Raw genomic sequence first — 24,622 nt, forward strand, 5'->3', positions numbered from 1 at the left:
CGCGTTCCCGTCGTCCAGATAGAGAGGCAACCTCAAGGCCTTGTCAAAGTTCTATTGCCGATATATCGTCGACTTGTTCAATCGATACGAAGGAGAACGAGATGAACTACGCATTCGAAGGCTTTGCACACGAATTCGGACGCCGCGGAGGTCCCCGGATGGGACTCGCAGGCAATCGGCACGGAGACCCGCGCCGACGTGGCGCGCCGTTCCAGATGTGGGTTGCGCAGGACGACGAGCACGGCCCGGCAGAAGACGGAGAACCAGACGGCGGAGAACGACACGAGAGAGGTCGGGGAAGGAGAGGTCACGGAGAACACGGCAGACGTCGGGGAGGTCCTGTCGGGCGGGGGCGTGACGGTATGTGGCCCGGTGGTGTCGGGGCCGGCGGTTTCGGGCCGAATGCCGACTTCGGTCGTGGTCGGGGCCGAGGCGGTCGGGGCCGACGTGGCGATGTCCGCGCTGCGATCCTCCTGCTGCTCGAGGACCGGCCGATGCACGGTTACGAACTCATCCAGCAGATCGCCGAGAAGAGCAACGGAACCTGGAAGCCGAGTCCGGGATCGATATACCCGGCCCTGTCGCAGCTCGAAGACGAGGGCTTGGTGCTGATCGACAAGGTGGCCGGCCGGAAGACGGCAGCACTGACGGCCGAGGGCAGGCGTCATGTCGACGACCATCGAGCAGATCTCGGCAGTCCTTGGGACGACGTAGCCGATTCCGTCGGCATCGATGCGCGTGATCTTCGGGCACTGATCGGACAATTGATGGGAGCGGCCGGTCAGGTGGCCGGAGTCGGAACCGTGCGTCAGGTCGACCAGGCAGCCGAGGTGCTCATCGAGGCACGCCGATCGCTGTATCGCATCCTCGCGGAGGACGCTTCCGGCAGTTCCGACAGCACCGACGCGACGTGATCGTCGGTGCGGAATCGTCGCACGCTGCCGTGACTCCCTAGGATGGACAACCGACATCGTTTCGTCCATCCCAGGGAGTTGCCTTCAGTGCGCGTCGTCTTCGCCGGAACACCGGAACCTGCGGTCCCGTCACTCGCGCGACTGTTGGAGTCCGAACGGCACGAGGTGATCGCCGTGGTCACCCGGCCCGATGCCGCAGCCGGCCGTGGACGCAAGACCGTGCGCTCGCCCGTCGGAGTGTTGGCGGACGAGCACGGCATCCCGGTGCTCACTCCCGCGAGGCCGTCGGACCCGGAGTTCGTGGCGGCGCTGACCGACCTCGCCCCCGACGTGTGCCCGGTCGTTGCGTACGGCGCGTTGTTGCCGCAACAGGTACTCGACATACCTCGGTACGGCTGGATCAATCTGCACTTCTCACTGTTGCCCGCGTGGCGTGGCGCGGCACCGGTACAGGCCGCGATCGCCGCGGGCGACGACGTCACAGGAGCATCGACGTTCCTTCTCGACGTCGGGATGGACACCGGTCCGGTACTCGGCGTCACCACCGAACGGATTCGGGATTCCGACACCACGGGTGATCTGCTCGGGCGTCTGGCGTCGAGCGGAGCCCACTTGCTCGCCGCGACGTTGGACGCGATCGAGGACGGAACGGCGGCAGCGCTACCGCAATCCGAGGACGGTGTGTCCTACGCAAGCAAAGTGACAGTCGATGCCGCGCGCATCGACTGGACGCGATCCGCGGCATTCGTCGACCGACACATCAGATCCGTCACCCCGGCCCCGGGAGCGTGGACGACCATCGGTGATCTCCGCGTCAAGATCGCTCCTGTTCAACTGTCGCCGGACACGTTGGAGCCGGGAGCAATCGACGTACGCAAGACCGGTGTACACATCGGAACCGGAACCGGCGCAGTCGTTCTCGGTGATATTCAACCTCAGGGCAAGAAGGTCATGAGGGCACTCGACTGGGCGCGCGGCGCTCGGCTGGACGATACGGCGGTGGCACGATGACAGAGCCCGACAGGCCTCGTAAGCGCGAGTCGAGCCAGCCCCGCAAGTACGTCAAGAAGTCACCGGGGGCACGTGGACCCAAAGGGAACCGGCCGCCGCAGGGCACCGGACCCCGTGCGGTCGACGCGATCGATCCGGCACGGCGTGCGGCCAGAGACGTGCTCAAAGCGGTGCGGGAGCGCGATGCTTACGCGAACCTGGTGCTGCCCGGTTTGCTCCGCGAGCGCAAGTTGGACTCTCGCGATGCCGCGCTGGCCACCGAACTCGCCTACGGCGCATCTCGCGCGCGTGGTGTGCTCGACGCCGTGATCGCGCACGCGGCCGGGCGGCCTGCAGCAGAGATCGACGGACCACTGCTCGACATCCTTCGGCTCGGGGCCTATCAGTTGCTGCGCACCCGGGTTGCCCCGCATGCAGCCGTCGCCACGTCGGTGGACCTCGCCCGCTCCGAATTCGGTTCCGGCAAGGCAGGTTTCGTCAATGCTGTGCTGCGACGAGTGTCCGAGCGAACCGCAACGCAGTGGGTCGACGAGCTGGCACCGGCGACGACGGCGGATCCGGTCGGTCACCTGGCATTCGAATACGCCCATCCCAAATGGATTGCGCAGGCCTTCGCCGATGCGCTCGGAGCCGATGCCGGCGAACTCGCCGCGGTCCTCGAGGCGGACGACGCGCGTCCCTCGGTCCACCTCGTCGCGCGACCGGGAGAGATTTCCGCCGAAGAATTGGCGCTGATCACCGGGGGAGAGGAAGGTCCCTATTCGCCGTACGCGGTTCACCTCGACGGCGGCGACCCCGGCAAGCTCGATGCTGTCCGGGACGGACTGGCCGGAGTCCAGGACGAGGGCAGTCAGCTCGTCGGCCGCGCGCTGACGTTGGCACCGTTGCTCGGCGACGACAGTGGCAGATGGTTGGACCTGTGCGCCGGTCCGGGCGGCAAGGCCGCCCTGCTCGGCACCCTGGCGGAGATCGACGGTGCACGGGTCGACGCCGTCGAACCGACCCCGCACCGCGCCGACCTCGTGTCCAAGACCACCAAGGACCTACCGGTGACGGTGCACATCGTCGACGGCCGCGAGTCCGGACTCGACGCGGGTTACGACCGCGTGCTCGTCGACGCGCCGTGCACCGGTCTCGGAGCGCTGCGTCGTCGCCCCGAAGCGCGGTGGCGTCGCCAACCGTCCGACGTGGCGGCATTGGTCACCCTGCAGAAGGAATTGCTGGCGGCAGCGATCGATCTGGTCCGGCCCGGCGGGGTGGTGCTGTACTCGACGTGCTCGCCGCATCTGTCCGAAACAGCGGCCGTCGTTGCAGACGCCGTACGCCGATACGGCGTCGAACAGCTCGACACCCGCGCGCTCGTGCCGGGCGTACCGCAACTGGGCGACGGCCCGTCGGTGCAACTGTGGCCACATCGGCACGGTACCGACGCGATGTTCATGGCGGCGCTGCGCAAGCCGGTCTGATCACCCTCCGGCCAGGAACGCCTCGGCCACGTCTGCCGGTGCGTACACCAGCCACCCGTCGACGAGGAGTTCGCGCAGTTCGTCGTACTCGGCGTTGTCGATGTCGATCAGAACGGCAGAGAACCCGTCGAAGTGCGGGATCGTGAAGCACGACCGCGGATGTGCGGCGAGGATGGCTTCCTTCTCGTGCAAGTCGGCAGTCCTGACGGCCAGGATCGGTCCGGCGGGCGGGGTCTCGTCGCCGAATCGTTTCAGGTCGGCCTTGCTGAACGGTCGTACCCACGCGAACACGTGCTTGCCTATGCCCCAGGCGGGATTCCCGTACCGAACGCTTTCGGTGACTTCGGGCAATTCGGCAAGGACGGCGCCCGCGGAGTCCATGGTGGCCATGTCGGCACGATACCGGCTCGACTAGGCTCACCAGTCGTGGTTTCCCCGATGATCGCTCCCTCGATTCTGTCCGCCGATTTCGCGCGCCTCGCCGCCGAAGCCGATGCCGTCGCGGGGGCCGATTGGCTCCACGTCGACGTCATGGACGCACACTTCGTCCCCAATCTCACCCTCGGACTACCGGTGGTCGAGAGTCTGCTCAAAGCAACGAGCATTCCCCTCGATTGCCACTTGATGATCGAGGATCCGGCGCGCTGGGCCCCGCCGTACGCCGAGGCCGGGGCATACAACGTCACGTTCCACGCCGAAGCAACGGATGACCCCACCGCCGTGGCGCGCGACATCAGGGCCGCCGGTGCGAAAGCCGGCCTGTCGGTGAAGCCGGGTACCCCGATCGAGCCCTACCTCGAGATTCTGCGCGACTTCGACACTCTGCTGGTGATGAGTGTGGAGCCCGGTTTCGGCGGGCAGTCGTTCATGCCCGAAGTACTGTCCAAAGCCAAAGCTGTTCGGGCACTTGTCGATTCCGGAGATCTACGCTTGGTGGTCGAGATCGACGGCGGCATCACCTCCGACACCATCGAGCAGGCCGCCGAGGCCGGGATCGATTGCTTCGTGGCCGGTTCGGCCGTGTACAACACCGCCGATCCCGCCGCCGCAGTGCGTGATCTCCGCGGCCGGGCCGCCCGCGCATCGCACCACCTGTCGTGACCGACGCCCCGGGCTCGGCCGTGTCGGTCGTCGAGGCGATGGCTCTGGCCGTCGACGCGTCCGAGGCCGCTCGGGGCATCAGCAGCCCCAACCCCGCGGTCGGTGCCGTGATCCTCGACGCCCGCGGCGTCGTCGTGGGCACCGGCTCCACCCGTCCACCCGGCGGCCCGCACGCCGAGATCGTCGCACTCACCGAAGCCGGCGACCGTGCGCGCGGCGGCACCGCGGTGGTGACACTCGAGCCGTGCAACCACACGGGCCGCACCGGACCGTGCTCGCAGGCCCTCGTCGCAGCCGGGGTCGCGTCGGTCGTGTTCGCGGTAGCGGATCCGAACCCGCTCGCGTTCGGCGGGGCAGACGCGCTGCGGAACGCCGGGATTCGCGTCGAACAGGGAGTGGGGACGCGCGAGGTACAGCAGGGGCCACTGCGGGCCTGGCTGCACAAACAACGCACCGGACGGCCGCACGTCACCTGGAAATACGCCGCGACGCTCGACGGACGCAGCGCGGCTGCCGACGGAACGAGTCAATGGATCACCGGACCCGAGGCGCGGGCGCACGTGCACGCCGAACGGGCCAAGCTCGACGCCATCGTCGTCGGAACCGGGACCGTGCTGGCCGACGATCCACGGTTGACCGCCCGTCGCGCCGACGGCACCCTGGCACCGCATCAGCCGGTCCGAGTCGTCGTCGGATCGAGGCCGATACCGGCCACCGCCGCGATCCGCGGTCCGGAGGCCACGACGGTGTTTCTCGACACACACGACCCGGCTGCGGTGATCGAGGCACTCGGCGACCACACCGACATCCAGATAGAAGGTGGCCCGACTATGGCCGGCGCGTTCCTCGCCGCCGGTCTCGTGGACCGCGTCGTCGCCTACCTCGCACCCGCGGTGTTGGGCACCGGCCCCGCCGCGGTGGAGAATGCGGGAATCGGAACAATTGCCGACGCAATTCGGTTCCGCACGGAGACAGTCACCATGATCGGCAACGACGTTCTTCTGAGTGTCGTGCCCGAAGGAGCGAAGTAGATGTTCACCGGAATCGTCGAAGAGCTGGGCGAGATCGTGGCCAAGGACGAACTGCCCGACGCCGCTCGCTTCACCGTCCGGGGCCCGGTGGTGACCTCCGATGCCGGCCACGGGGATTCCATCGCGGTGAACGGAGTGTGTCTGACCGTCGTCGAAGTACTTCCCGACGGCGGATTCACCGCCGACGTCATGCAGGAGACGTTGAACCGATCGAGCCTCGGCGCTCTGGATGTCGGCAGTCGCGTCAACCTCGAACGCGCAGCGGCACTCGGTAGCAGGCTCGGCGGGCACCTCGTCCAAGGACACGTCGACGGAACCGGCACGGTAGCCGGACGCAGCCCGTCCGAGAACTGGACCGTCGTGCGCATCACGATGCCCACGTCGGTAGCGCGCTACGTCGTCGAGAAAGGATCCATCACGGTCGACGGTGTCTCGCTCACCGTGTCCGGGCTCGGAGTCGACGACGGCGGGCACTGGTTCGAGATCTCGCTGATCCCCACCACCCTCGACCTGACCACACTCGGCACGGCCGAGGTGGGTTCACCGGTCAACCTCGAAGTCGACGTCATCGCCAAGTACGTGGAGCGGCTGCAGGCGATCGACGCACAGTAAGTACTGTTGAAGTGCACGCAGGTAACGGTGCATCGGAGACATTTCCAGGGCGCTGAGCCAGGCCCGAGACCTATGGAGCGCACTTTCGTGACCAGGTTCGACAGTATCGAGCGCGCAGTTGCGGACATCGCTGCGGGCAAAGCAGTGGTGGTCGTCGACGACGAGGACCGCGAGAACGAAGGCGACCTCATCTTCGCCGCCGAGAAGGCCACCCCCGAACTGGTTGCCTTCATGGTCCGTTACACCTCGGGCTACCTCTGTGTCCCGTTGTCCGGTGAGGATTGCGACCGACTCGGCCTGCCGCCGATGTTCGCCACCAACCAGGACAAGCACGGAACGGCGTACACCGTCACCGTCGACGCGCGAGAAGGTATCGGAACCGGTATCTCCGCCTCCGACCGAGCAGCCACGATGCGCCTGCTCGCGGACCCCGACACCGGTGCGAACGATTTCACCCGCCCCGGCCATGTCGTCCCGTTGCGTGCCAAGGAAGGCGGCGTACTGCGCCGCCCCGGCCACACCGAGGCGGCCGTCGACCTCGCCCGCATGGCCGACCTCCGCCCGGCCGGAGTCATCTGCGAGATCGTCAGCCAGAAGGACGAGGGAGCGATGGCGCAGACCGACGAGCTGCGGGTGTTCGCCGACGAACACGACCTCGCACTGATCTCGATCGCCGATCTGATCGCGTGGCGCCGTAAGCACGAGAAGCACGTCGTCCGCGTCGCCGACGCGCGAATCCCCACCAGCCACGGCACGTTCCGGGCCGTCGGCTACCAGAGCATCTACGACGAGGTCGAACACGTCGCGCTGGTGCGCGGCGACATCTCCGGCCCCGACGCCGACGGCAGCGACGTGCTGGTCCGGGTGCACTCCGAATGCCTCACCGGCGACGTCTTCGGATCGCTGCGCTGCGACTGCGGCCCACAGCTCGACGCCGCCCTCGAAATGGTGGCGGCCGAGGACCGGGGAATCGTGCTGTACATGCGAGGACACGAAGGACGCGGAATCGGCCTGCTGCACAAACTCCAGGCCTACCAACTCCAGGACGCAGGCTCGGACACCGTCGACGCCAACCTGCAGCTCGGTCTGCCCGCAGACTCCCGCGACTACGGAATCGGTGCCCAGATCCTCGTCGACCTCGGGGTCTCGTCCATGCGCCTGCTCACCAACAATCCGGCCAAACGAGTCGGGCTCGACGGCTACGGCCTGCACGTCACCGAGCGGGTGCCGATGCCGTTGCGCGCCAACGCCGAGAACCTGACCTACCTGCGCACCAAACGCGACCGCATGGGCCACGACCTGGTCGGCCTGGACGACTTCGAGCAAAATGACCCCGCACACCCCGCAGGCTCCACTCCTGCACGCGAGAACGGGGTCAACCCATGAGCGGCGACGGCGAACCCACCCTGCAGCTCGCAGGCGCGAGTGATCTGAAGTTGGCTGTCGTGGCCGGTCAGTGGCATCGGACGGTCTCCGAGGCGCTGCTCGCCGGTGCGCTCCGCAAAGCCGAGTCCGCCGGGGTACGCGACGTCACGGTCATACGCGTCGCCGGAGCCATCGAACTACCCGTAGTCGCCCAGGCCCTGGCTCGCACCCACGATGCCGTCGTCGCTCTCGGCGTGGTCATCCGCGGCGGCACACCGCACTTCGAGTACGTCTGCGATGCCGTCACAGCCGGCCTGACACGGGTATCGCTCGACGAGGGCACTCCGGTCACCAACGGGGTGCTGACCACCAACGACGAGCAGCAGGCGCTCGATCGCGCCGGTCTGCCCGACTCGTTCGAGGACAAGGGTGGGCAGGCCACCGCGGCCGCCATCGACACGGCCCTGACCCTCAAGCACCTCCGGCAGCCGTGGACGAATCAGGACTTCCAATGACGCGCGACGAATCCCCGTCCGAATGGGACATGGAAGTGAAGTCCCGTAAGTCGGCCCGGTACGCGATCGCTGCCGCGGTGTTGCTCGTCGTCGCTCACTCGACTGTCGCGGTGCTGCTTCGGGTGTCGCCGACCGGGGTCTACTTCAGGACCGCCGATCAGCTGGCGATGGCGGGAATAGGCGTGTTGCTGGCGGGCCTGGCTCTGCTGCTCACCCGCCCGCGCATTCGCGTCGGTCCGGCAGGTGTGGCGGTCCGAAACGTGTTCTCGGAGCGGATGATCGAGTGGGACCTCGTGCGCGGCCTGTCATTTCCCGACGGGGCGATGTGGGCCAGGGTCGACATCCCCGATGACGAGTTCATCAATGTGATGGCCATCCAGTCCAACGATCGTGAGCACGCCGTCGCGGCCGTTCGAAAGTTCCGTGCGCTCGAGCGCGAGTACGCGCCCGCTCGCGTCGATCAGGACTGACTCTCTGCCGCACGCTCTCGTGCACCGCTGCTGAGCTGGAGATGCGGAGAACGTCGGACCCGACCGCTAACGTGGAAGGCGTGTCCGACCCCGCTACCTATCGTCCGGCCACCGGAACCATCCCGGTGGAACCGGGCGTGTACAAATTCCGCGATCCGCACGGTCGCGTCGTCTACGTAGGCAAGGCCAAGAGCCTGCGCAGTCGCCTCAATTCCTACTTCGCCGACGTGGCCTCGCTGCATCCGAGGACCCGGCAGATGGTCACCACCGCGGCGTCCGTGGAGTGGACGGTGGTCACCACCGAAGTCGAGGCACTGCAGCTCGAGTACAACTGGATCAAGGAATTCGATCCACGGTTCAATGTCCGCTACCGCGACGACAAGAGCTACCCGATGCTCGCGGTGACGATGAACGAGGAATTCCCACGCCTGTTCGTGTACCGCGGACCCCGCCGTAAGGGCGTGCGCTACTTCGGTCCCTACGCTCATGCGTGGGCCATTCGCGAGACGCTCGACCTGCTGCTGCGCGTGTTCCCGGCACGAACGTGCTCGACCGGAGTCTTCAAGCGGCACAACCAGATCGGTCGCCCCTGCCTGCTCGGGTACATCGACAAGTGCTCGGCGCCGTGCGTGGGACGCGTCAGTGCCGAAGAACACCGCAGTACCGTCGAGGACTTCTGCGACTTCCTGGCCGGCAAGACCGACAAACTCGTGCGACAGCTCGAGAAGAAGATGCAGGCGGCCTCGGAGGATCTCGACTTCGAGACCGCGGCACGGTTACGTGACGACGTGGGCGCGCTGCGTCGGGCGTTGGAGAAGCAGGCCGTGGTGCTCGGTGACGGTACCGACGCAGATCTGGTCGCATTCGCCACCGACGCCCTCGAAGCCGCCGTTCAGGTCTTCCACGTCCGCGGTGGCCGCGTACGGGGACAGCGCGGGTGGGTGGTCGAGAAGGCGGGTGAGGTGATCGAACGGCAGGACGAGGCCGACCTCCCCGCCCTCGTCGAACAGTTCCTCACCCAGTTCTACGGCGAACAGGCTGCGTTGTCCGCGCAGACCCCGGGCGGCGATGACGGCGGGTCCAACGCGGTTCCGCGTGAGGTACTGGTGCCGGTGTTACCGGACAACGCCGACGAAGTGCAGGTGTGGCTCAGCGAGTTGCGTGGATCCAATGTCACTTTGCGGGTTCCGCAGCGCGGCGACAAGAAGGCACTGGCCGAGACCGTCGAACGCAACGCCAAAGAGGCTCTGCAGCAGCACAAGCTGAAGCGTGCGGGTGATTTCACATCGAGATCTGCTGCGCTGCAAGGCATTCAGGAGGCGCTCGATCTGGATTCGGCACCGCTGAGAATCGAATGCATCGATATCTCGCACGTGCAGGGCACCGATGTGGTCGCGTCACTGGTCGTGTTCGAGGACGGATTGCCGCGCAAGAGCGACTACCGCCACTACGCGATCAAGGAAGCGGCAGGCGACGGGCATTCCGACGACGTCGCCAGCATCGCCGAGGTGACCCGGCGTCGTTTCCTTCGTCATTCTGCAGACGGAGCCAACGCTGTCGGCAGCGGCGGCGATCTGGCTCCCGAAGCCGCGCTCGATCCCCAAACCGGGAGGCCACGCAGGTTCGCTTATCCGCCCAACCTGTTCGTCGTCGACGGCGGTGCACCACAGGTCGCAGCGGCCGCAGCAGTGCTGGACGAACTCGGTGTCACCGACGTCGCCGTCGTCGGGCTCGCCAAACGACTGGAAGAAGTGTGGGTACCGGGGGAGGAGGATCCGGTGATCCTGCCGCGCACGAGTGAATCTCTGTATCTCCTGCAGCGAGTGCGCGACGAGGCGCACCGATTTGCCATCACCTTCCATCGAAGCAAGCGATCACGCCGTATGACTGCGTCGGCCCTCGACTCGGTGCGCGGGCTCGGCGAGTCGAGGAGAACCGCGCTCGTGGCGCATTTCGGATCGGTGGCAAATCTCAAGAAGGCAACGGTCGAAGAGATCGTCGAGGTCCCCGGAATCGGCGCGACCACCGCCAAGTCGGTGCTGGCCGCATTGGGTTCCGACCCGAGCGGGGCCGATGTAGGCGATGATGGCAGCGCAACGGCAACGACACCGGGCGAGAACACGGCCGACCATGCGATCGAACCGCGTGTGGAATCGGCGGGACAGGCTTCGTAGTGAGCGAACACCAGACACAGGCACACCCACCGTCCGAGCCGCACCCCGGAAACCCCGACGAGCGAGCCGACTCGCCGCACGACGGCATCGAAGTGGCATTGGTCACGGGCGTGTCCGGCGCCGGGTTGCGCACGGCCGCCAAGATTCTCGAAGATCTGGGTTGGTACGTGGCCGACAACCTGCCGCCCGAGCTCATTTCCAAGATGGTCGATCTCGGGCTGGAGTCGCAGCCCCGCATCGAGCGTCTCGCCTTGGTGATGGACGTGCGCAGCCGCCTGTTCACCGGCGATCTGGGCTGGGTGGTCAAGGAACTCGACTCCAAGGGTGTGCGCAATCGCGTGCTGTTCCTGGATGCGTCCGACGCCGTGCTGGTCCAGCGGTTCGAATCGAATCGGCGCAGTCACCCGTTGCAGAACGACGGCCAGGACGGAACTCTGACCGAGGGGATCACCGCCGAGCGTCTACGGCTCGCGCAGGTCAAGGCGGCCGCCGACCTGACTGTCGACACGACCTCGTTGTCGGTGCACCAGCTTCGGCGCAAGATCGAAACGGTCTTCGGGGCCGCCGACACTGTCGGCGTCGGCGTGACGGTCCAGTCCTTCGGCTTCAAGTACGGGCTACCGATGGATGCCGACCTGGTCTGCGACGTGCGTTTTCTGCCCAATCCCCACTGGGTTCCCGAACTGCGCGAACACACCGGTCAGGACGCGGATGTTCGCGACTACGTCCTCGGACAGAACGGGGCGCACGACTACCTGCAGACGTACGCGCACCTGTTGAATCTGACCATCGAGGGATACGTGCGGGAAGGCAAGCGATACATGACGGTGGCCGTGGGCTGCACCGGAGGAAAGCACCGAAGCGTCGCGATGACGGAGGCCCTGGCCGGTATTCTCGCCGAACAGGGGGACGTATCGGTCCGCGTCCTGCACCGTGATCTGGGCCGCGAATGAGCGATACTCCGCACCGTCCGGTATCGGGTTCGGGTCCCAAGATCGTCGCGCTGGGCGGCGGCCATGGTTTGTACGCGACGCTGTCGGCAGCTCGGCTGCTCAGCAGCGATGTCACTGCAGTCGTGACGGTCGCGGACGACGGCGGGTCCTCGGGTCGTCTGCGGGCAGAACTCGGCGTCATCCCGCCCGGCGATCTGCGGATGGCGCTGGCTGCCCTGGCGCGCTCGGACGCCAGGACCCAGCTGTGGACCGACGTCATTCAGCACCGATTCGGGGGCACCGGCGCCTTGGCCGGCCACTCGGTGGGCAATCTGGTTCTCGCCGGGCTCACCGAAGTACTCGGCGACCCGATAGCTGCCCTCGACGAGATGGTGCACATGCTCGGTATCGACGGACGAGTGCTGCCGATGTCACCGATTGCGCTCGACATCGAGGCCGATGTGTCCGGCCTCGAGGACGACCCACGCGTGAGTCGCGTCATTCGTGGTCAGGTCGCCGTCGCCACGACGCCCGGCAAGGTTCGACGCGTGCGGCTGTTGCCACCGGATCCGCCTGCGACGCCGGCGGCGCTGACCGCCATCGCCGCGGCGGACCTGGTCGTGCTCGGGCCAGGATCGTGGTTCTCGAGTGTCATTCCCCACGTTCTGGTGCCCGATCAGCTCGCTGCATTGGCGCGCACGAGTGCGCCCAAGGTGCTCGTACTCAACCTGGCACCGGAGCTGGGGGAGACCACCGGATTCTCCGCCGAGCGCCATGTCCACGTACTCTCCCAACACGCACCTGATTTGGGAATCGACCACGTGTTGGTCGATTCCGCCTCGGTCCCGGAGGGCAGCAACCGCGAGCACGTGGCGCGCGCCGCTGCCCGGCTCGGCGCTGGGGTCGTCTACGTCGACGTGGCCGAAACCGGCACTCACGCACATCATTACGGAAAGCTGGCTGCTGCTCTCGGAGCCATCGTGTCGTCCACCGACGGCTCGGCACCGACAGCGGCGCGCAGAGAGGGGATCACTTCGTGGCCATGACAGCGGAGGTCAAGGACGAGCTGAGCAGGCTCACCGTCAGTCAGGTCAGCTGCCGCAAGGCCGAGGTGTCCGCCCTGCTGCGTTTCGCCGGCGGGTTGCACATCGTCGCGGGTCGAGTGGTGGTGGAGGCCGAGGTGGATCTCGGCTCCATCGCACGGCGGCTGCGACGCGAGATCTTCGAGCTGTACGGCTACTCCTCGGATGTCCACATGCTCAGTGCCGGAGGCCTGCGCAAGACGTCTCGGTACGTGGTGCGCGTGGCCAAGGACGGTGAGGCTCTGGCCCGCCAGACCGGGCTGCTCGACCTCCGTGGACGTCCCGTGCGTGGCCTGCCCGCTCAGGTCGTGGGCGGCACGGTCGGCGACTCCGAGGCCGCGTGGCGCGGCGCGTTTCTCGCCCACGGCTCGCTCACCGAGCCGGGCCGGTCGTCCGCGCTCGAGATCAGCTGCCCCGGGCCCGAAGCAGCGCTCGCCCTCGTCGGTGCCGCTCGGCGCCTCGGCGTGGCAGCCAAGGCACGTGAGGTGCGCGGCACCGATCGAGTCGTCGTACGAGACGGCGAAGCAATCGGAGCGTTGCTCACGCGCATGGGCGCTCAGGACACCCGGTTGGTGTGGGAGGAGCGCCGGATGCGCCGCGAGGTGCGGGCCACCGCCAACCGTCTGGCCAACTTCGACGACGCCAACCTGCGCCGGTCCGCTCGGGCCGCGGTTGCGGCCGCCGCTCGCGTCGAGCGGGCTCTGCACATTCTCGGCGACGACGTACCCGATCATCTCGCTGCGGCAGGTTCGCTGCGGGTCCAGCACCGCCAGGCCTCACTGGAGGAACTCGGTCAGTTGGCCGATCCGCCGATGACCAAGGATGCGGTGGCCGGTCGGATCCGGCGCCTGCTCTCCATGGCCGATCGGAAGGCGAAGGAGACCGGGATACCCGACACCGAGTCGGCGGTCACCGCGGAGCTGCTCGACGAGGCGTAGAGCGCCTCGATCGAGTGATGCGCGCGCTCCGCCGGAGCGCACACTAGGGTAGGAACCGCGTGTGGCACCCCGCATGCAGGCACGACCAGACATCTGTTTTCACAACTTTTAGGAGCGAACAGTGACGATCCGGGTAGGCGTCAACGGCTTCGGCCGCATCGGGCGTAACTTCTTCAGGGCTGTCGACGCGCAGAAGGCGCTCGGTACCACCGACATCGAAATCGTTGCTGTCAACGACCTGACCGACAACGCATCGCTCGCACACCTGCTCAAGTACGACTCGATCCTGGGCCGCTTGCCGCACGACGTCTCGCTCGAAGGCGAAGACACCATCGTCGTCGGCGGCCAGAAGATCAAGGCTCTGTCGCTGCGTGAGGGACCGTCCGCACTTCCGTGGGGTGACCTGGGCGTCGACGTCGTCGTCGAGTCCACCGGCATCTTCACCGACGCTGCGAAGGCTCAGGGTCACATCGACGCCGGTGCCAAGAAGGTCATCATCTCCGCGCCCGCCAAGGGCGAGGACATCACCATCGTCATGGGCGTCAACGACGACAAGTACGACGGCAGCCAGAACATCATCTCCAACGCGTCGTGCACCACCAACTGCCTCGGCCCCATCGCCAAGGTTCTCGACGACGAGTTCGGCATCGTCTCGGGTCTCATGACGACCATTCACGCGTACACGCAGGATCAGAACCTGCAGGACGGCCCGCACAGCGATCTGCGTCGTGCACGTGCCGCAGCGCTGAACGTCGTCCCCACCGGTACCGGTGCAGCCAAGGCCATCGGCCTGGTTCTCCCGCAGCTGCTCGGCAAGCTCGACGGCTACGCACTTCGGGTGCCGATCCCCACCGGCTCGGTCACCGACCTGACGGCTCTGCTGAAGAAGAAGGCCAGCGCTGAGGACATCAACGCCGCGATGAAGGCTGCCGCGGAGGGCCCGCTGAAGGGCATCCTGAAGTACAACACCGATCCCATCGTGTCCTCGGACATCGTGACCGATCCGCACTCGTCGATCTTCGACGCGCCGCTGACCAAGGTCATCGACGACCAGGTGAAGATCGTCTCCTGGTACGACAACGAGTGGGGCTACTCCAACCGCCTCGCCGACCTCATCGGTCTCGTCGGCAAGTCCCTCTGACACCGATGGCTGTCAAGACACTGCAGGATCTGCTCGATGCCGGTGTCGAAGGACGTGGCGTCCTCGTGCGATCGGACTTCAACGTCCCGCTCGAGGACGGCACGATCACCGACCCCGGCCGCATCCAGGCGTCGATTCCGACCCTTCGTGCACTGGTCGAAGCCGGAGCGAAGGTCATCGTCACCGCTCACCTCGGTCGCCCCGACGGCAAGCCCGATGCGAAGTACAGTCTGGCTCCGGTCGCTGCCAAGCTCGGCGAACTGCTCGGCCGGCACGTCCAGCTCGCGGGAGACGTTGTGGGTCAGGACGCCGAGGCACGCGCCGAGGGCCTGACCGACGGCGACGTACTGCTGCTCGAGAACATCCGCTTCGATCCGCGTGAGACCAGCAAGGACGAGTCCGAGCGTGCCGCTCTGGCTCGTGAGCTCGTTGCTCTGGCCGGCGACGATGCGGCATTCGTCTCCGACGGATTCGGCGTCGTGCACCGCAAGCAGGCGTCGGTCTACGACGTGGCGCAGATGCTTCCGCATTACGCGGGCACACTCGTCGCGGCCGAGGTCGAGGTGTTGGCCAAGCTGACCGAGGATGCGGCTCGTCCGTACGCGGTGGTGCTCGGCGGCTCCAAGGTCTCGGACAAGCTCGGCGTCATCGAGGCGTTGGCTCCCAAGGTCGACACCCTCGTCATCGGCGGCGGCATGGCGTTCACTTTCCTTGCCGCACAGGGTTATTCGGTCGGTAACTCGCTGTTGCAGGAGGATCAGATCGGGGTCTGCAAGGACCTGCTCGAGCGCTTCGGCGACGTGATCCATCTTCCGGTCGACATCGTCGTCGGAGACAAGTTCGCGGCGGACGCCGAGTCCAAGACCGTCAAGGCGTCCGAAATTCCGGACGGCTGGATGGGTCTGGACATCGGACCGGACTCGGTCAGTCGTTTCGCCGTCGTGCTGTCCAATGCGAAGACGATCTTCTGGAACGGACCTGCAGGCGTCTTCGAGTTCGACAAGTTCTCGGCCGGTACGAAGGGCATCGCGGAGGCGATCATCGGAGCCACCGAGAAGGGCGCGTTCAGCGTGGTCGGTGGCGGTGATTCCGCGGCTGCGGTACGCACCCTCGGGCTGCCCGACGACGGCTTCTCGCACATCTCCACCGGTGGCGGTGCATCCCTCGAATACCTCGAGGGCAAGCAGCTGCCCGGTCTATCCGTCCTGGAGGCGTAACGCATGGCACGTAAGCCGCTCATCGCGGGCAACTGGAAGATGAACCTCAACCACCTCGAGGCCATCTCGCTGGTGCAGAAGATCGCCTTCTCGCTGCCCGAGAAGTACTTCGACAAGGTGGACGTCACGGTCATTCCGCCGTTCACCGACATCCGCAGCGTCCAGACGCTGATCGAAGGCGACAAGCTCCTGCTCACCTACGGTGCGCAGGACGTCTCCGCCGAGGACAGCGGCGCATTCACGGGCGAGATCAGCGGGTCGATGCTGGCCAAGCTGGGATGCACCTTCGTCGTGGTCGGCCACTCCGAGCGACGCACGTTGCACAGCGAGGACGACGCCGTCGTGCTGGCGAAGACGAAGGCTGCCCTGAAGAACGGGCTCACACCGATCGTGTGCATCGGCGAGGGTCTGAACATTCGTGAGGCCGGTGAGCACGTGGCCTACAATGTGGCTCAGCTCCGCGGTTCGCTCGACGGCCTCTCGGCCGACGACATCGCCAAGGTCGTCATCGCCTACGAGCCGGTATGGGCCATCGGCACGGGACGCGTGGCCTCGGCGTCGGACGCTCAGGAAGTGTGCGGTGCCATTCGGGAGGAATTGAAGGAATTGGCGTCGGCCGAGGTCGCCGCGGGCGTCCGCGTGCTGTACGGCGGTTCGGTCAACGCCAAGAACGTCGGCGAGATCGTCGGTCAGCCCGACGTCGACGGCGCGCTGGTCGGTGGCGCTTCGCTCAAGGCGGACGAGTTCGCCACATTGTCGGCGATCGCCGCAGGCGGACCGTTGCCCTGATCGGCCATCGTCACCGCTGCACAGAACTGGTTTCGGACACCTCGCTTCGGCGGGGTGTCCGAAGTCGTTCGTGGGGCCAGGTAGGCTGCTGAGGGCATCGAATCGAGTTTGAGGTGGACATGGATCTGTTTCTGGATATTCTGCTGGTCATCACCAGCCTGGCGCTGATCTTGCTGATCCTGCTGCATCGCGGCAAGGGTGGCGGTCTGTCCAGCTTGTTCGGTGGCGGCGTGCAGTCCAGCCTGTCCGGCTCCACGGTCGTCGAGAAGAACCTCGACCGCCTCACCGTATTCACCGGCCTCATCTGGCTCATCGCGATCCTCGGGATCGGTCTCGAGATCAAGTACACCTGATCCGTCCCGGCTCCGAGTGCGAGTTGACGGCCGAGCGACGATACTGGGGGGATGAGCGAATCCTCTTACGAGTCAGTCGGTTCCCCGGCATTCGTCACACCGACAGCTCGCGGGCGAGAGTTGACCGAGCCACTGCGGGAGGACATCCGCTATCTCGGCGGCATCCTCGGTGAGATCATTCGCGAACACGAGGGCGACGAGGCCTTCGAGCTCATCGAGTCCGCGCGAGTGGAATCCTTCGCGGTGCGCCGCTCGGAGATCGAACGCGACGACTCTGTCGGCCGGTACACCGATGTCGAAGTGGCTCAAGCTGTTCCGTTGATCCGCGCATTCAGCCACTTCTCGTTGCTGGCGAACCTGGCCGAGGATCTCCACCGTGAGCGTCGACGTGCCATTCATCTGGACAACGGAGACCCGCCGCAGGACAGCAGCCTGGACGCCACGTGGTCGAAGATCGACGCCGCCGCTCCGTCGCGGGAGCAGGTGGCCGCCGCGCTCACCGACGCCTTGGTGGCACCGGTCATCACCGCGCACCCCACCGAAACACGTCGTCGAACGGTGTTCGACGTCCAATCGAAGATCACCGCACTGATGCGTCGTCGCGAGGCCGCGGCGGCTGCCCCGGAGGGCAAGGCCGCCGGAGCCGCCAAGGAATTGGCCGCGATCGACGTGCAGATTCGCCGGCAGGTGCTGACGCTGTGGGAAACCGCCCTGATTCGGCTGTCGCGATTGCGCATCCAAGACGAGATCGAGGTGGGTCTCCGCTACTTCGAGTCCTCGCTGTTCGACGTCATGCCCGCCCTCAATGCCGATGTCCGCGCGGCGCTGCGAGCGCGATGGCCGGAGGACGACCTGCTGCCACGGCCGATACTTCGGCCGGGGTCGTGGATCGGTGGAGACCGCGACGGTAACCCGAACGTCACCGGCGAGGTGGTGCACACGGCCACTCATCAGGCCGGTTACGTGGCGTTCGAGCATTACCTCGACGAGCTGGTTGCGCTGGAGAAAGAGTTGTCGATGTCCGCGCGGCTCGTCGCGGTCACCGAGGAACTGGAAGCTCTGGCCGAGGCGTCCGCGGAACCGGACGATCGCCGGGCCGACGAACCGTACCGTGTTGCCGTTGTCGGTATCCGGGCCCGTCTGACAGCAACGGCACGGGCGGTTCTCGATGCGGTTCCGGTGTCCGGAATCGATCTCGGTGCCAACCAGTATGCGAGCCCGCAGGAAGTCCTCGACGATCTCGACACTCTGGACCGCGCGCTCCGGACCGACGGAGACGGTCTGATCGCCGACGATCGACTGCTTCGACTCCGGCAATCGGTCGAGACGTTCGGATTTCATCTCCAGGCTCTCGACATGCGGCAGAACTCCGAGACCCACGAGGAAGTGGTCGCGGAGCTGTTGGCCTGGGCCGGGGTTCATCAGGACTACCGGTCTCTCGACGAGGACGAGCGCGTGTCGGTGCTCTCGCACGAACTCGCGACTCGGCGTCCCCTGATCGGGCCCACCGCGCAACTCAGCGACCTCGCTGCGAAGGAACTGGGCATCGTCAGGGCGGCCAAGGAGGCCATCGACCACCTGGGCCCGGACACCGTTCAGAACTACATCATCAGCATGTGTCAGTCCGTCAGTGACATGCTCGAGGCGGCCCTGCTGCTCAAGGAAGCGGGGATCTTCGATCCCGGCGTCGACGGTTCGGCACCCACGTCGACGGTGGGTGTCGTGCCGCTCTTCGAGACGATTGAGGACCTGCAGCAGGGTGCCGCGACGCTGCTCGCCACTCTCGACGTTCCGATCTATCGCGCTCTCGTCGCCGGTCGAGGCATGAACCAGGAGGTCATGCTCGGGTACTCGGACTCGAACAAGGACGGTGGCTATCTCGCGGCCAACTGGGCGCTCTACCGAGCCGAACTCGACCTGCTCGAAGCGTCCCGTAAGACAGGAATTCGGTTGCGGCTCTTCCACGGTCGCGGTGGCACCGTCGGGCGCGGCGGCGGCCCCAGTTACGACGCGATTCTGGCGCAACCGCCCGGCGTGGTGCAGGGATCGCTTCGTCTCACCGAGCAGGGCGAGATCATTGCAGCGAAGTACGCCGAACCGTCGATGGCGCGGCGCAACCTCGAATCGTTGGTCGCGGGCACACTCGAATCGACGCTGCTCGACCTCGAAGGATTGGGTGACGGTGCCGAGGCCGCCTACGACGTTCTGGACGATCTCGCCGCCAAGGCTCGGGCGGCGTACGGTCGGCTGGTGCACGAGGAGCCGGGGTTCGTCGAGTACTTCCGCACGTCCACGCCCGTTGCCGAGGTCGGCGAGCTGAACATCGGGTCGCGTCCGGCGTCGCGCAAGCCGACGAATTCCGTGTACGACCTGCGCGCTATCCCGTGGGTGATGTCGTGGAGTCAGTGCCGCGTCATGCTGCCCGGTTGGTACGGCACCGGATCGGCCTTCGAAGAGTGGGTCGGTGACGACGACTCCAAGCTGGAGGTGCTTGCGGATCTGTATCGGAAGTGGCCGTTCTTCCGCACTGTGCTGTCCAACCTGGCGCAGGTCATGGCCAAGTCCGATCTGGGTATCGCCGCTCGGTATGCGGAACTCGTTCCCGACGCAGACCTCCGCGCACGCATCTTCGGCATGATCGAGGCCGAACACGCCACCACCGTGCGGATGTATCTGAAGATCACCGGTCACAGTCGATTGCTGGAGGACAACCCGGCGCTGGAGCGATCGGTACACAACCGGTTCCCGTACCTGGAACCTCTCAACCAAATGCAGGTCGAGATGTTGCGTCGATACCGCAACGGCGACGACGACGAACGGGTCAAACGAGGAATCCTGCTGACGATGAACGGCCTGGCCACGGCACTACGCAACAGCGGCTAGCACCGTACGTCTCGCTGCGCTGCCGCGGAACCGGTGGCCGACAGTCTGCGTCCAACCGGGTATGAGGACGTGCAGAAACACTCTCGACGCGTGGCGGGACGGGACGGCGTATCGGGTGATCGCTCGATCGCGGTATGCGGACTTCCGAGGCGGACTCGGTGACGACGGCGAGTCCATGCGTGGTTCGGACGGCAGTGCTTCGGACGGCGTCGGTTCGAACGACTACGGCGTCGATTCAGGGGAGTGAATCTCCTGAATCGACGCCGCAGTACGTCTGCTGTCAGCTGTGGCTCGAGCCGATCACCGGTCCAGCTGTGAGGCCGCTGCCTCGTCGACGAACCAGACCGTCGATTCCGCGCCGATGGCACCGGCCGACGGCCAGTCGTCGGACGCTGCTCCGCCGACGGCGGCGGCAACGGCCTCGGCCTTCGCTGCACCGGACACCAGCAACCACACGTGCTTCGCCCTCCGGACGGCGGGCAGGGTGAGTGTGATGCGTACTGGTGGCGGCTTGGGGGAGTCCTCGACGGCCACGACGAATCGATGCTGCTCGCGCACCGCGTCGGTGTGCGGGAAGAGCGAGTTGATGTGGCCCTCGCCGCCCATGCCCAACAGGTGGATGTCGAAGTCGGGGCATTGACCGTCGTCGGCCCGTGAGTGCAGCGTCTGTGCGTACGCCGCCGCAGCCGTTTCCGGGTCGGAGCCGTAGGCACCGTCCGACGTCGCCATCGTGAACAGACGATCCGGGTGCACGTCCACGTGCTTCAGCAGCGCGTCCGATGCCTGGACCTCGTTGCGCTCGGGATCGCCCGAGGGGAGAAAGCGCTCGTCACCGAAGTAGATGTCCACCCGTGACCAGTCGATGGCCCCGGAATCCGCGCGCAGTGCCTCGAGGAGGGCGATTCCCGTCCCGCCTCCGGTCAACACCACCGACGCGACACCGCGCTCGGCCTGCGCCGCGACGACGACGTCGACGAAGCGAGTGCGGGCGGCATCGACCAGCCCTTGTGCGTCGAGGTATCGGAGGACCGACTGATTACTCATAGCTCACTTTCGACAGACCGTGGAGGGCGAGTTCGTAGATTTCGTCCGTGTCGAGCCGCCGCAGTTCCTCGGCCAGGCACTCGCGGGTGTTGCGACGTGCCAGAGCAACCTGAGCGTCGGGCTGACCGGTACGCCGCAGTGTGGCGGTTTTTCCGGTCTGCGGACGGGTCAGCGAAATACTGCTGTTCTCCCTGGTCAGCTCGACCTTGAGCTCGCCGGCTCGCCGGTAGACCGGCACGTCGAGCTTCGCCGCCAACCAGCCGGCCAAAATGTCGAGTGCCGGCTCCTCTGCCAGTCCCGACACGGTGGCCGAGGTGACGGCCTCGAACGGTGCCTGATCGAGGGCAGTCGCCAGCAGGCCGCGCCAGTAGGTGATTCGGCTCCATGACAGATCCGTATCACCCTCGGTGTAGCTGCTCAGCCGTCCCTTGATCGCTGCGGTGGTATCCGACGAATTGGTGGCATCGGTGATCCGCCTGATCGCCAACCGGCCCAGTGGATCCTTCGCCGGTACCGTCGGTGCCTCGTCCGGCCACCACGCGACGATCGGCGTATCGGGCAGCAGGAAGGGAATGACGACGCTGTGTTCGTGATCGGCGAGCTCGCCGTTCAGTCGTAGTACGACGACCTCGGACGCGCCGGCGTCTCCGCCGACGCGGATCTGGGCGTCGAGACTCGACTCGGCGGACCGATCACCGTGGATGAGGACGATGACGCGACACGGATGTTCCCGGCTCGCCTCGTTCGCGGCATCGATCGCCCGTTCGGCCTTGCTCGCATCACGGCTCGCGACGATCAAGGTCAGCACGCGGCCGATGGTGACCGCGCCACCTGCTTCACGAACCTCGACGAGCTTCTTGCCGACCTCGGCCGTCGTGGTGGCGGGAATGTCGACAATCACGGCCTTCTCCATTCGCGTCCGGTGCGGTGCATCATCTCGTCACCCGAGGACGGACCCCAGGTGCCGGCCTCGTACGGTTCGGCGGTGCCGCCCGAGGCCCAGTACTCGAGAATCGGGTCGAGTATCTTCCACGACAGTTCCACTTCGGCGTTGACCGGGAACAGTGAGGGCTCACCCAGGAGTACGTCGAGTATCAGTCGCTCGTACGCCTCGGGAGATGACTCGGTGAACGCCTGGCCGTAGCTGAAGTCCATGCTGACGTCGCGCACCTGCATGCTGGACCCGGGAACTTTGGAACCGAAGCGCATCGTGACGCCCTCGTCCGGCTGGACTCGAATGACCAGTGCGTTCTGACCGAGTTCTTCGGTCATGGTGGCGTCGAACGGCAGATGTGGGGCGCGCTTGAACACCATTGCGATCTCGGTGACTCTGCGGCCCAACGCTTTTCCGGTTCGCAGATAGAACGGGACTCCACCCCAGCGCCGAGTGTCGACCTCGAGGGTGATGGCGGCGTAGGTTTCGGTGTTCGACTCGGAGTCGAACCCCTCTTCCTCCTTGAGCCCCTTCACTTTCTGGCTGCCCTGCCACCCGGCGGAGTACTGCCCGCGGGCGGACGTGCGATCGAGCGGCTCGGCGAGCTTGGTCGCCGAGAGCACCTTGATCTTCTCGGACTGCAACTCGGTGGGGTTGAAACTCACCGGCTCCTCCATCGCAGTGATGGCGAGCAACTGGAGGAGATGGTTCTGAATGACGTCGCGCGCTGCCCCGATTCCGTCGTAATAGCCTGCGCGGCCACCCAATCCGATGTCCTCGGCCATCGTGATCTGCACGTGGTCCACATAGTGCGCGTTCCAGATCGGATCGAACAACTGGTTGGCGAAGCGCAGCGCGAGAATGTTCTGCACCGTCTCCTTGCCCAGGTAGTGATCGATCCGAAAGACGGTGTCCTCGGGGAACACTCGGTTCACGATCGCGTTGAGCTCCTTGGCGCTCTGCAAATCGTGACCGAACGGCTTCTCGATGACGACGCGTCGCCAGTTGCCGTCCTGCGCCTGGGCCAGTCCGGAGCGTGAAAGTTGTTGCAGTACAACAGGGAACGCGCCGGGTGGAATCGAGAGGTAGAAGGCATGGTTTCCGCCGGTGCCGCGGGTGGTGTCGAGCTCGGTGAGAGTCCGCGACAACTCGTCGAACGCGGCATCGTCGTCGAACGAACCCTGAACGAACCGGAAGCCCTCGGCAAGGGTGTTCCACACCTCTTCGCTGAACGGAGTTCGAGCATGATCGCGTACCGAGTCGTGCACGATCTTCTCGAAATCCTGGTTCTGCCACTCACGGCGAGCGAAGCCGACCAGGGCGAAGCCGGGGGGTAGGAGCCCCCGGTTCGCCAGGTCGTACACCGCAGGCATGAGCTTCTTACGCGCGAGGTCACCGGTCACCCCGAAGATGACCATGCTGCACGGCCCGGCGATGCGGGGGAGCCGCTTGTCTCGCGCGTCGCGAAGTGGATTACGCCAGTCCGCGGAATTCAGGTTTTCTGTGTCTGCGGTGGGCACAGGTCAGCTCTTCTGACCTGCTTGGCGGAGCTGCTCCTCGGTAGCTTCGAGCAGCTCGTTCCACGCAGCCTCGAACTTCTGGACGCCCTCGTTCTCCAACGTCAGGAAGACGTCGGTGAGGTCGATTCCCAGCGCAGAGATGCGGTCGAAGATCTCCTGCGACTCCGGTCCCTTACCCGAGACGGTGTCGCCGACGATCTCGCCGTGATCTGCGACCGCGTCCATGGTCTTCTCCGGCATCGTGTTCACGGTGTTCGGAGAGACGAGCTCGGTGACGTACATGGTGTCCGGGTAGGCGTCGGACTTGACGCCCGTCGAAGCCCACAGTGGCCGCTGCGGACGTGCACCGTTGCCCGCGAGTTCGCGGAACCGAGGAGCCACCTCGAAGACCTGCTGGTACGCCACGTACGCGAGGCGCGCATTGGCCAGCGCGGCCTTGCCCTTGAGGGCCTCGGCGTCGGGGGTGCCGATGGCGTCCAGGCGTGAGTCGATCTCGCTGTCCACGCGGGACACGAAGAACGACGCCACGGAATGGATCTTGTCGAGGTCGTGACCGGCGGCGCGGGCGGCCTCGAGACCCTCGAGGTACGCGTTCATGACCAGCTCGTAGCGCTCGACGGAGAAGATCAGGGTCACGTTGACGCTGATTCCCTCACCGATCACCTTGGCAATGGCGGGGATGCCTTCTTCGGTTGCCGGAATCTTGATGAGGAGATTCGGACGGTCGACGATCTTCCAGAGTTCGACGGCCTGCTCGTACGTCTTGTCCGCGTCGTGCGCCATGCGGGGGTCGACCTCGATCGACACGCGGCCGTCGACGCCCGCGCTGGCCTCGTACTGCGGTACGAGGATGTCGCACGCCTCACGGACGTCGTCGGTGGTGACGGTGCGAATCGTGGTCTCGACATCGGCACCTTCGCCGGCGAGCTTGGTGACCTGCTCGTCGTAAGCATCGCCCTTGCTCAATGCGGCCTGGAAGATCGACGGGTTGGTCGTCACGCCGACGACGCTCTTGGTGTCGATCAGGTCCTTGAGGTTGCCCGACCGAATGCGGTCGCGGGACAGGTCGTCCAGCCAGACTGAAATTCCGGCGGCGGACAGCTCGGCAAGGTTTTTGTTCTGGGTCATGA

Annotated in this window: 25 protein-coding genes; 19 read left to right on the forward strand and 6 right to left on the reverse strand. The window is 66.0% G+C overall.

The features are described 5' to 3' along the window. Positions 1 to 77 precede the first annotated feature (77 nt). Positions 78 to 500, reverse strand: a complete 423-nt coding sequence (locus CH278_RS28235) for a hypothetical protein (RefSeq protein WP_032388418.1) — start codon at positions 498 to 500, stop codon at positions 78 to 80. On the opposite strand from CH278_RS28235, the gene CH278_RS28240 reads away from it, so the two are divergent. The 3 genes from CH278_RS28240 to CH278_RS13385 all read left to right on the forward strand — a co-directional run bounded on the left by CH278_RS28240 (position 495) and on the right by CH278_RS13385 (position 3,391). Beyond that, entirely contained in the window at positions 495 to 914 is a 420-nt protein-coding gene (locus CH278_RS28240; protein ID WP_373557326.1) for a PadR family transcriptional regulator, read from the forward strand. The two genes, CH278_RS28235 and CH278_RS28240, sit on opposite strands and share 6 nt — an antisense overlap. A gap of 87 nt (positions 915 to 1,001) precedes the next feature. Next, the gene (gene fmt, locus CH278_RS13380) at positions 1,002 to 1,925 is read left to right on the forward strand and encodes a methionyl-tRNA formyltransferase (protein WP_094622124.1); all 924 of its coding nucleotides are present in this window, start codon (positions 1,002 to 1,004) and stop codon (positions 1,923 to 1,925) included. After that, positions 1,922 to 3,391, forward strand: coding sequence for an RsmB/NOP family class I SAM-dependent RNA methyltransferase (locus CH278_RS13385; RefSeq protein ID WP_094622125.1), 1,470 nt, complete (start codon positions 1,922 to 1,924; stop codon positions 3,389 to 3,391). The genes fmt and CH278_RS13385 overlap by 4 nt, the downstream gene beginning before the upstream one ends. On the opposite strand, the gene CH278_RS13390 is transcribed toward CH278_RS13385, so the two are convergent. Beyond that, positions 3,392 to 3,781 (reverse strand): MmcQ/YjbR family DNA-binding protein, encoded by a 390-nt coding sequence (locus CH278_RS13390; protein ID WP_094622126.1) that lies wholly within the window; start codon positions 3,779 to 3,781, stop codon positions 3,392 to 3,394. A 36-nt stretch (positions 3,782 to 3,817) separates the two neighbouring features. Between CH278_RS13390 and rpe the strand changes: the two genes are divergently transcribed. The 16 genes from rpe (at position 3,818) to CH278_RS27590 (ending at position 20,241) form a co-directional block, all read left to right on the forward strand. Continuing rightward, entirely contained in the window at positions 3,818 to 4,492 is a 675-nt protein-coding gene (gene rpe / locus CH278_RS13395) for a ribulose-phosphate 3-epimerase (protein WP_094622127.1), read from the forward strand. Between the two features lie 38 nt (positions 4,493 to 4,530). Next, a complete protein-coding gene (gene ribD, locus CH278_RS13400; RefSeq protein WP_094622218.1) occupies positions 4,531 to 5,523 on the forward strand; it encodes a bifunctional diaminohydroxyphosphoribosylaminopyrimidine deaminase/5-amino-6-(5-phosphoribosylamino)uracil reductase RibD in 993 nt (330 codons plus the stop codon). Then, a complete protein-coding gene (locus CH278_RS13405; protein WP_027496999.1) occupies positions 5,524 to 6,135 on the forward strand; it encodes a riboflavin synthase in 612 nt (203 codons plus the stop codon). It abuts the gene before it with no gap. An 87-nt stretch (positions 6,136 to 6,222) separates the two neighbouring features. Continuing rightward, positions 6,223 to 7,521: a bifunctional 3,4-dihydroxy-2-butanone-4-phosphate synthase/GTP cyclohydrolase II gene (locus tag CH278_RS13410; protein WP_052054728.1), complete on the forward strand. Its 1,299-nt coding sequence runs from the start codon at positions 6,223 to 6,225 to the stop codon at positions 7,519 to 7,521. Further along, positions 7,518 to 8,015 (forward strand): 6,7-dimethyl-8-ribityllumazine synthase, encoded by a 498-nt coding sequence (gene ribH, locus CH278_RS13415; RefSeq protein WP_027497000.1) that lies wholly within the window; start codon positions 7,518 to 7,520, stop codon positions 8,013 to 8,015. The genes CH278_RS13410 and ribH overlap by 4 nt, the downstream gene beginning before the upstream one ends. Further along, a complete protein-coding gene (locus CH278_RS13420; RefSeq protein WP_027497001.1) occupies positions 8,012 to 8,485 on the forward strand; it encodes a PH domain-containing protein in 474 nt (157 codons plus the stop codon). Before ribH ends, CH278_RS13420 begins: the two co-directional genes overlap by 4 nt. An 80-nt stretch (positions 8,486 to 8,565) precedes the next feature. Beyond that, positions 8,566 to 10,659 (forward strand): excinuclease ABC subunit UvrC, encoded by a 2,094-nt coding sequence (uvrC, locus tag CH278_RS13425; protein ID WP_048318514.1) that lies wholly within the window; start codon positions 8,566 to 8,568, stop codon positions 10,657 to 10,659. Positions 10,660 to 10,745: 86 nt separating this feature from the next. After that, positions 10,746 to 11,612: an RNase adapter RapZ gene (gene rapZ / locus CH278_RS13430; protein WP_094622219.1), complete on the forward strand. Its 867-nt coding sequence runs from the start codon at positions 10,746 to 10,748 to the stop codon at positions 11,610 to 11,612. Then, entirely contained in the window at positions 11,609 to 12,637 is a 1,029-nt protein-coding gene (locus CH278_RS13435; protein WP_094622128.1) for a gluconeogenesis factor YvcK family protein, read from the forward strand. Before rapZ ends, CH278_RS13435 begins: the two co-directional genes overlap by 4 nt. Continuing rightward, positions 12,628 to 13,611, forward strand: a complete 984-nt coding sequence (whiA, locus tag CH278_RS13440) for a DNA-binding protein WhiA (RefSeq protein ID WP_027497005.1) — start codon at positions 12,628 to 12,630, stop codon at positions 13,609 to 13,611. Before CH278_RS13435 ends, whiA begins: the two co-directional genes overlap by 10 nt. Before the next feature lie 121 nt (positions 13,612 to 13,732). Beyond that, on the forward strand, positions 13,733 to 14,752 hold the full coding sequence (gene gap, locus CH278_RS13445; RefSeq protein WP_008716538.1) for a type I glyceraldehyde-3-phosphate dehydrogenase: 1,020 nt from the start codon (positions 13,733 to 13,735) through the stop codon (positions 14,750 to 14,752). A 5-nt stretch (positions 14,753 to 14,757) separates the two neighbouring features. After that, positions 14,758 to 15,969 carry a phosphoglycerate kinase gene (locus CH278_RS13450; RefSeq protein WP_094622129.1) on the forward strand — a complete coding sequence of 404 codons (1,212 nt, stop codon included), beginning with the start codon at positions 14,758 to 14,760 and terminating at the stop codon, positions 15,967 to 15,969. Between the two features lie 3 nt (positions 15,970 to 15,972). Then, positions 15,973 to 16,758, forward strand: a complete 786-nt coding sequence (gene tpiA, locus CH278_RS13455) for a triose-phosphate isomerase (RefSeq protein ID WP_027497007.1) — start codon at positions 15,973 to 15,975, stop codon at positions 16,756 to 16,758. Positions 16,759 to 16,877: 119 nt separating this feature from the next. Next, positions 16,878 to 17,111 (forward strand): preprotein translocase subunit SecG, encoded by a 234-nt coding sequence (secG, locus tag CH278_RS13460; protein ID WP_027497008.1) that lies wholly within the window; start codon positions 16,878 to 16,880, stop codon positions 17,109 to 17,111. Between the two features lie 51 nt (positions 17,112 to 17,162). Further along, entirely contained in the window at positions 17,163 to 19,994 is a 2,832-nt protein-coding gene (gene ppc, locus CH278_RS13465) for a phosphoenolpyruvate carboxylase (RefSeq protein ID WP_094622130.1), read from the forward strand. Positions 19,995 to 20,055: 61 nt separating this feature from the next. After that, positions 20,056 to 20,241, forward strand: a complete 186-nt coding sequence (locus CH278_RS27590; RefSeq protein WP_139278435.1) for a hypothetical protein — start codon at positions 20,056 to 20,058, stop codon at positions 20,239 to 20,241. 53 nt (positions 20,242 to 20,294) lie between these two features. Here the strand turns inward: CH278_RS27590 and pgl are convergent, their stop codons facing one another. From pgl to tal, 4 genes are read right to left on the reverse strand one after another with little or no spacing between them, the layout of a single operon-like run. Then, a complete protein-coding gene (pgl, locus tag CH278_RS13470) occupies positions 20,295 to 21,038 on the reverse strand; it encodes a 6-phosphogluconolactonase (protein ID WP_032382069.1) in 744 nt (247 codons plus the stop codon). Further along, positions 21,031 to 21,939, reverse strand: coding sequence for a glucose-6-phosphate dehydrogenase assembly protein OpcA (gene opcA, locus CH278_RS13475; protein ID WP_027497011.1), 909 nt, complete (start codon positions 21,937 to 21,939; stop codon positions 21,031 to 21,033). The genes pgl and opcA overlap by 8 nt, the downstream gene beginning before the upstream one ends. Next, complete coding sequence (zwf, locus tag CH278_RS13480) at positions 21,936 to 23,492, reverse strand: glucose-6-phosphate dehydrogenase (protein WP_027497012.1); 1,557 nt, start codon at positions 23,490 to 23,492, stop codon at positions 21,936 to 21,938. The genes opcA and zwf overlap by 4 nt, the downstream gene beginning before the upstream one ends. Positions 23,493 to 23,495: 3 nt before the next feature. Then, positions 23,496 to 24,620, reverse strand: a complete 1,125-nt coding sequence (gene tal, locus CH278_RS13485) for a transaldolase (protein WP_027497013.1) — start codon at positions 24,618 to 24,620, stop codon at positions 23,496 to 23,498. Positions 24,621 to 24,622: the final 2 nt, after the last annotated feature.

It is taken from the genome of Rhodococcus sp. 05-2254-5 (genome assembly GCF_002258575.1).
GTDB classification, from domain to species: domain Bacteria; phylum Actinomycetota; class Actinomycetes; order Mycobacteriales; family Mycobacteriaceae; genus Rhodococcoides; species Rhodococcoides fascians.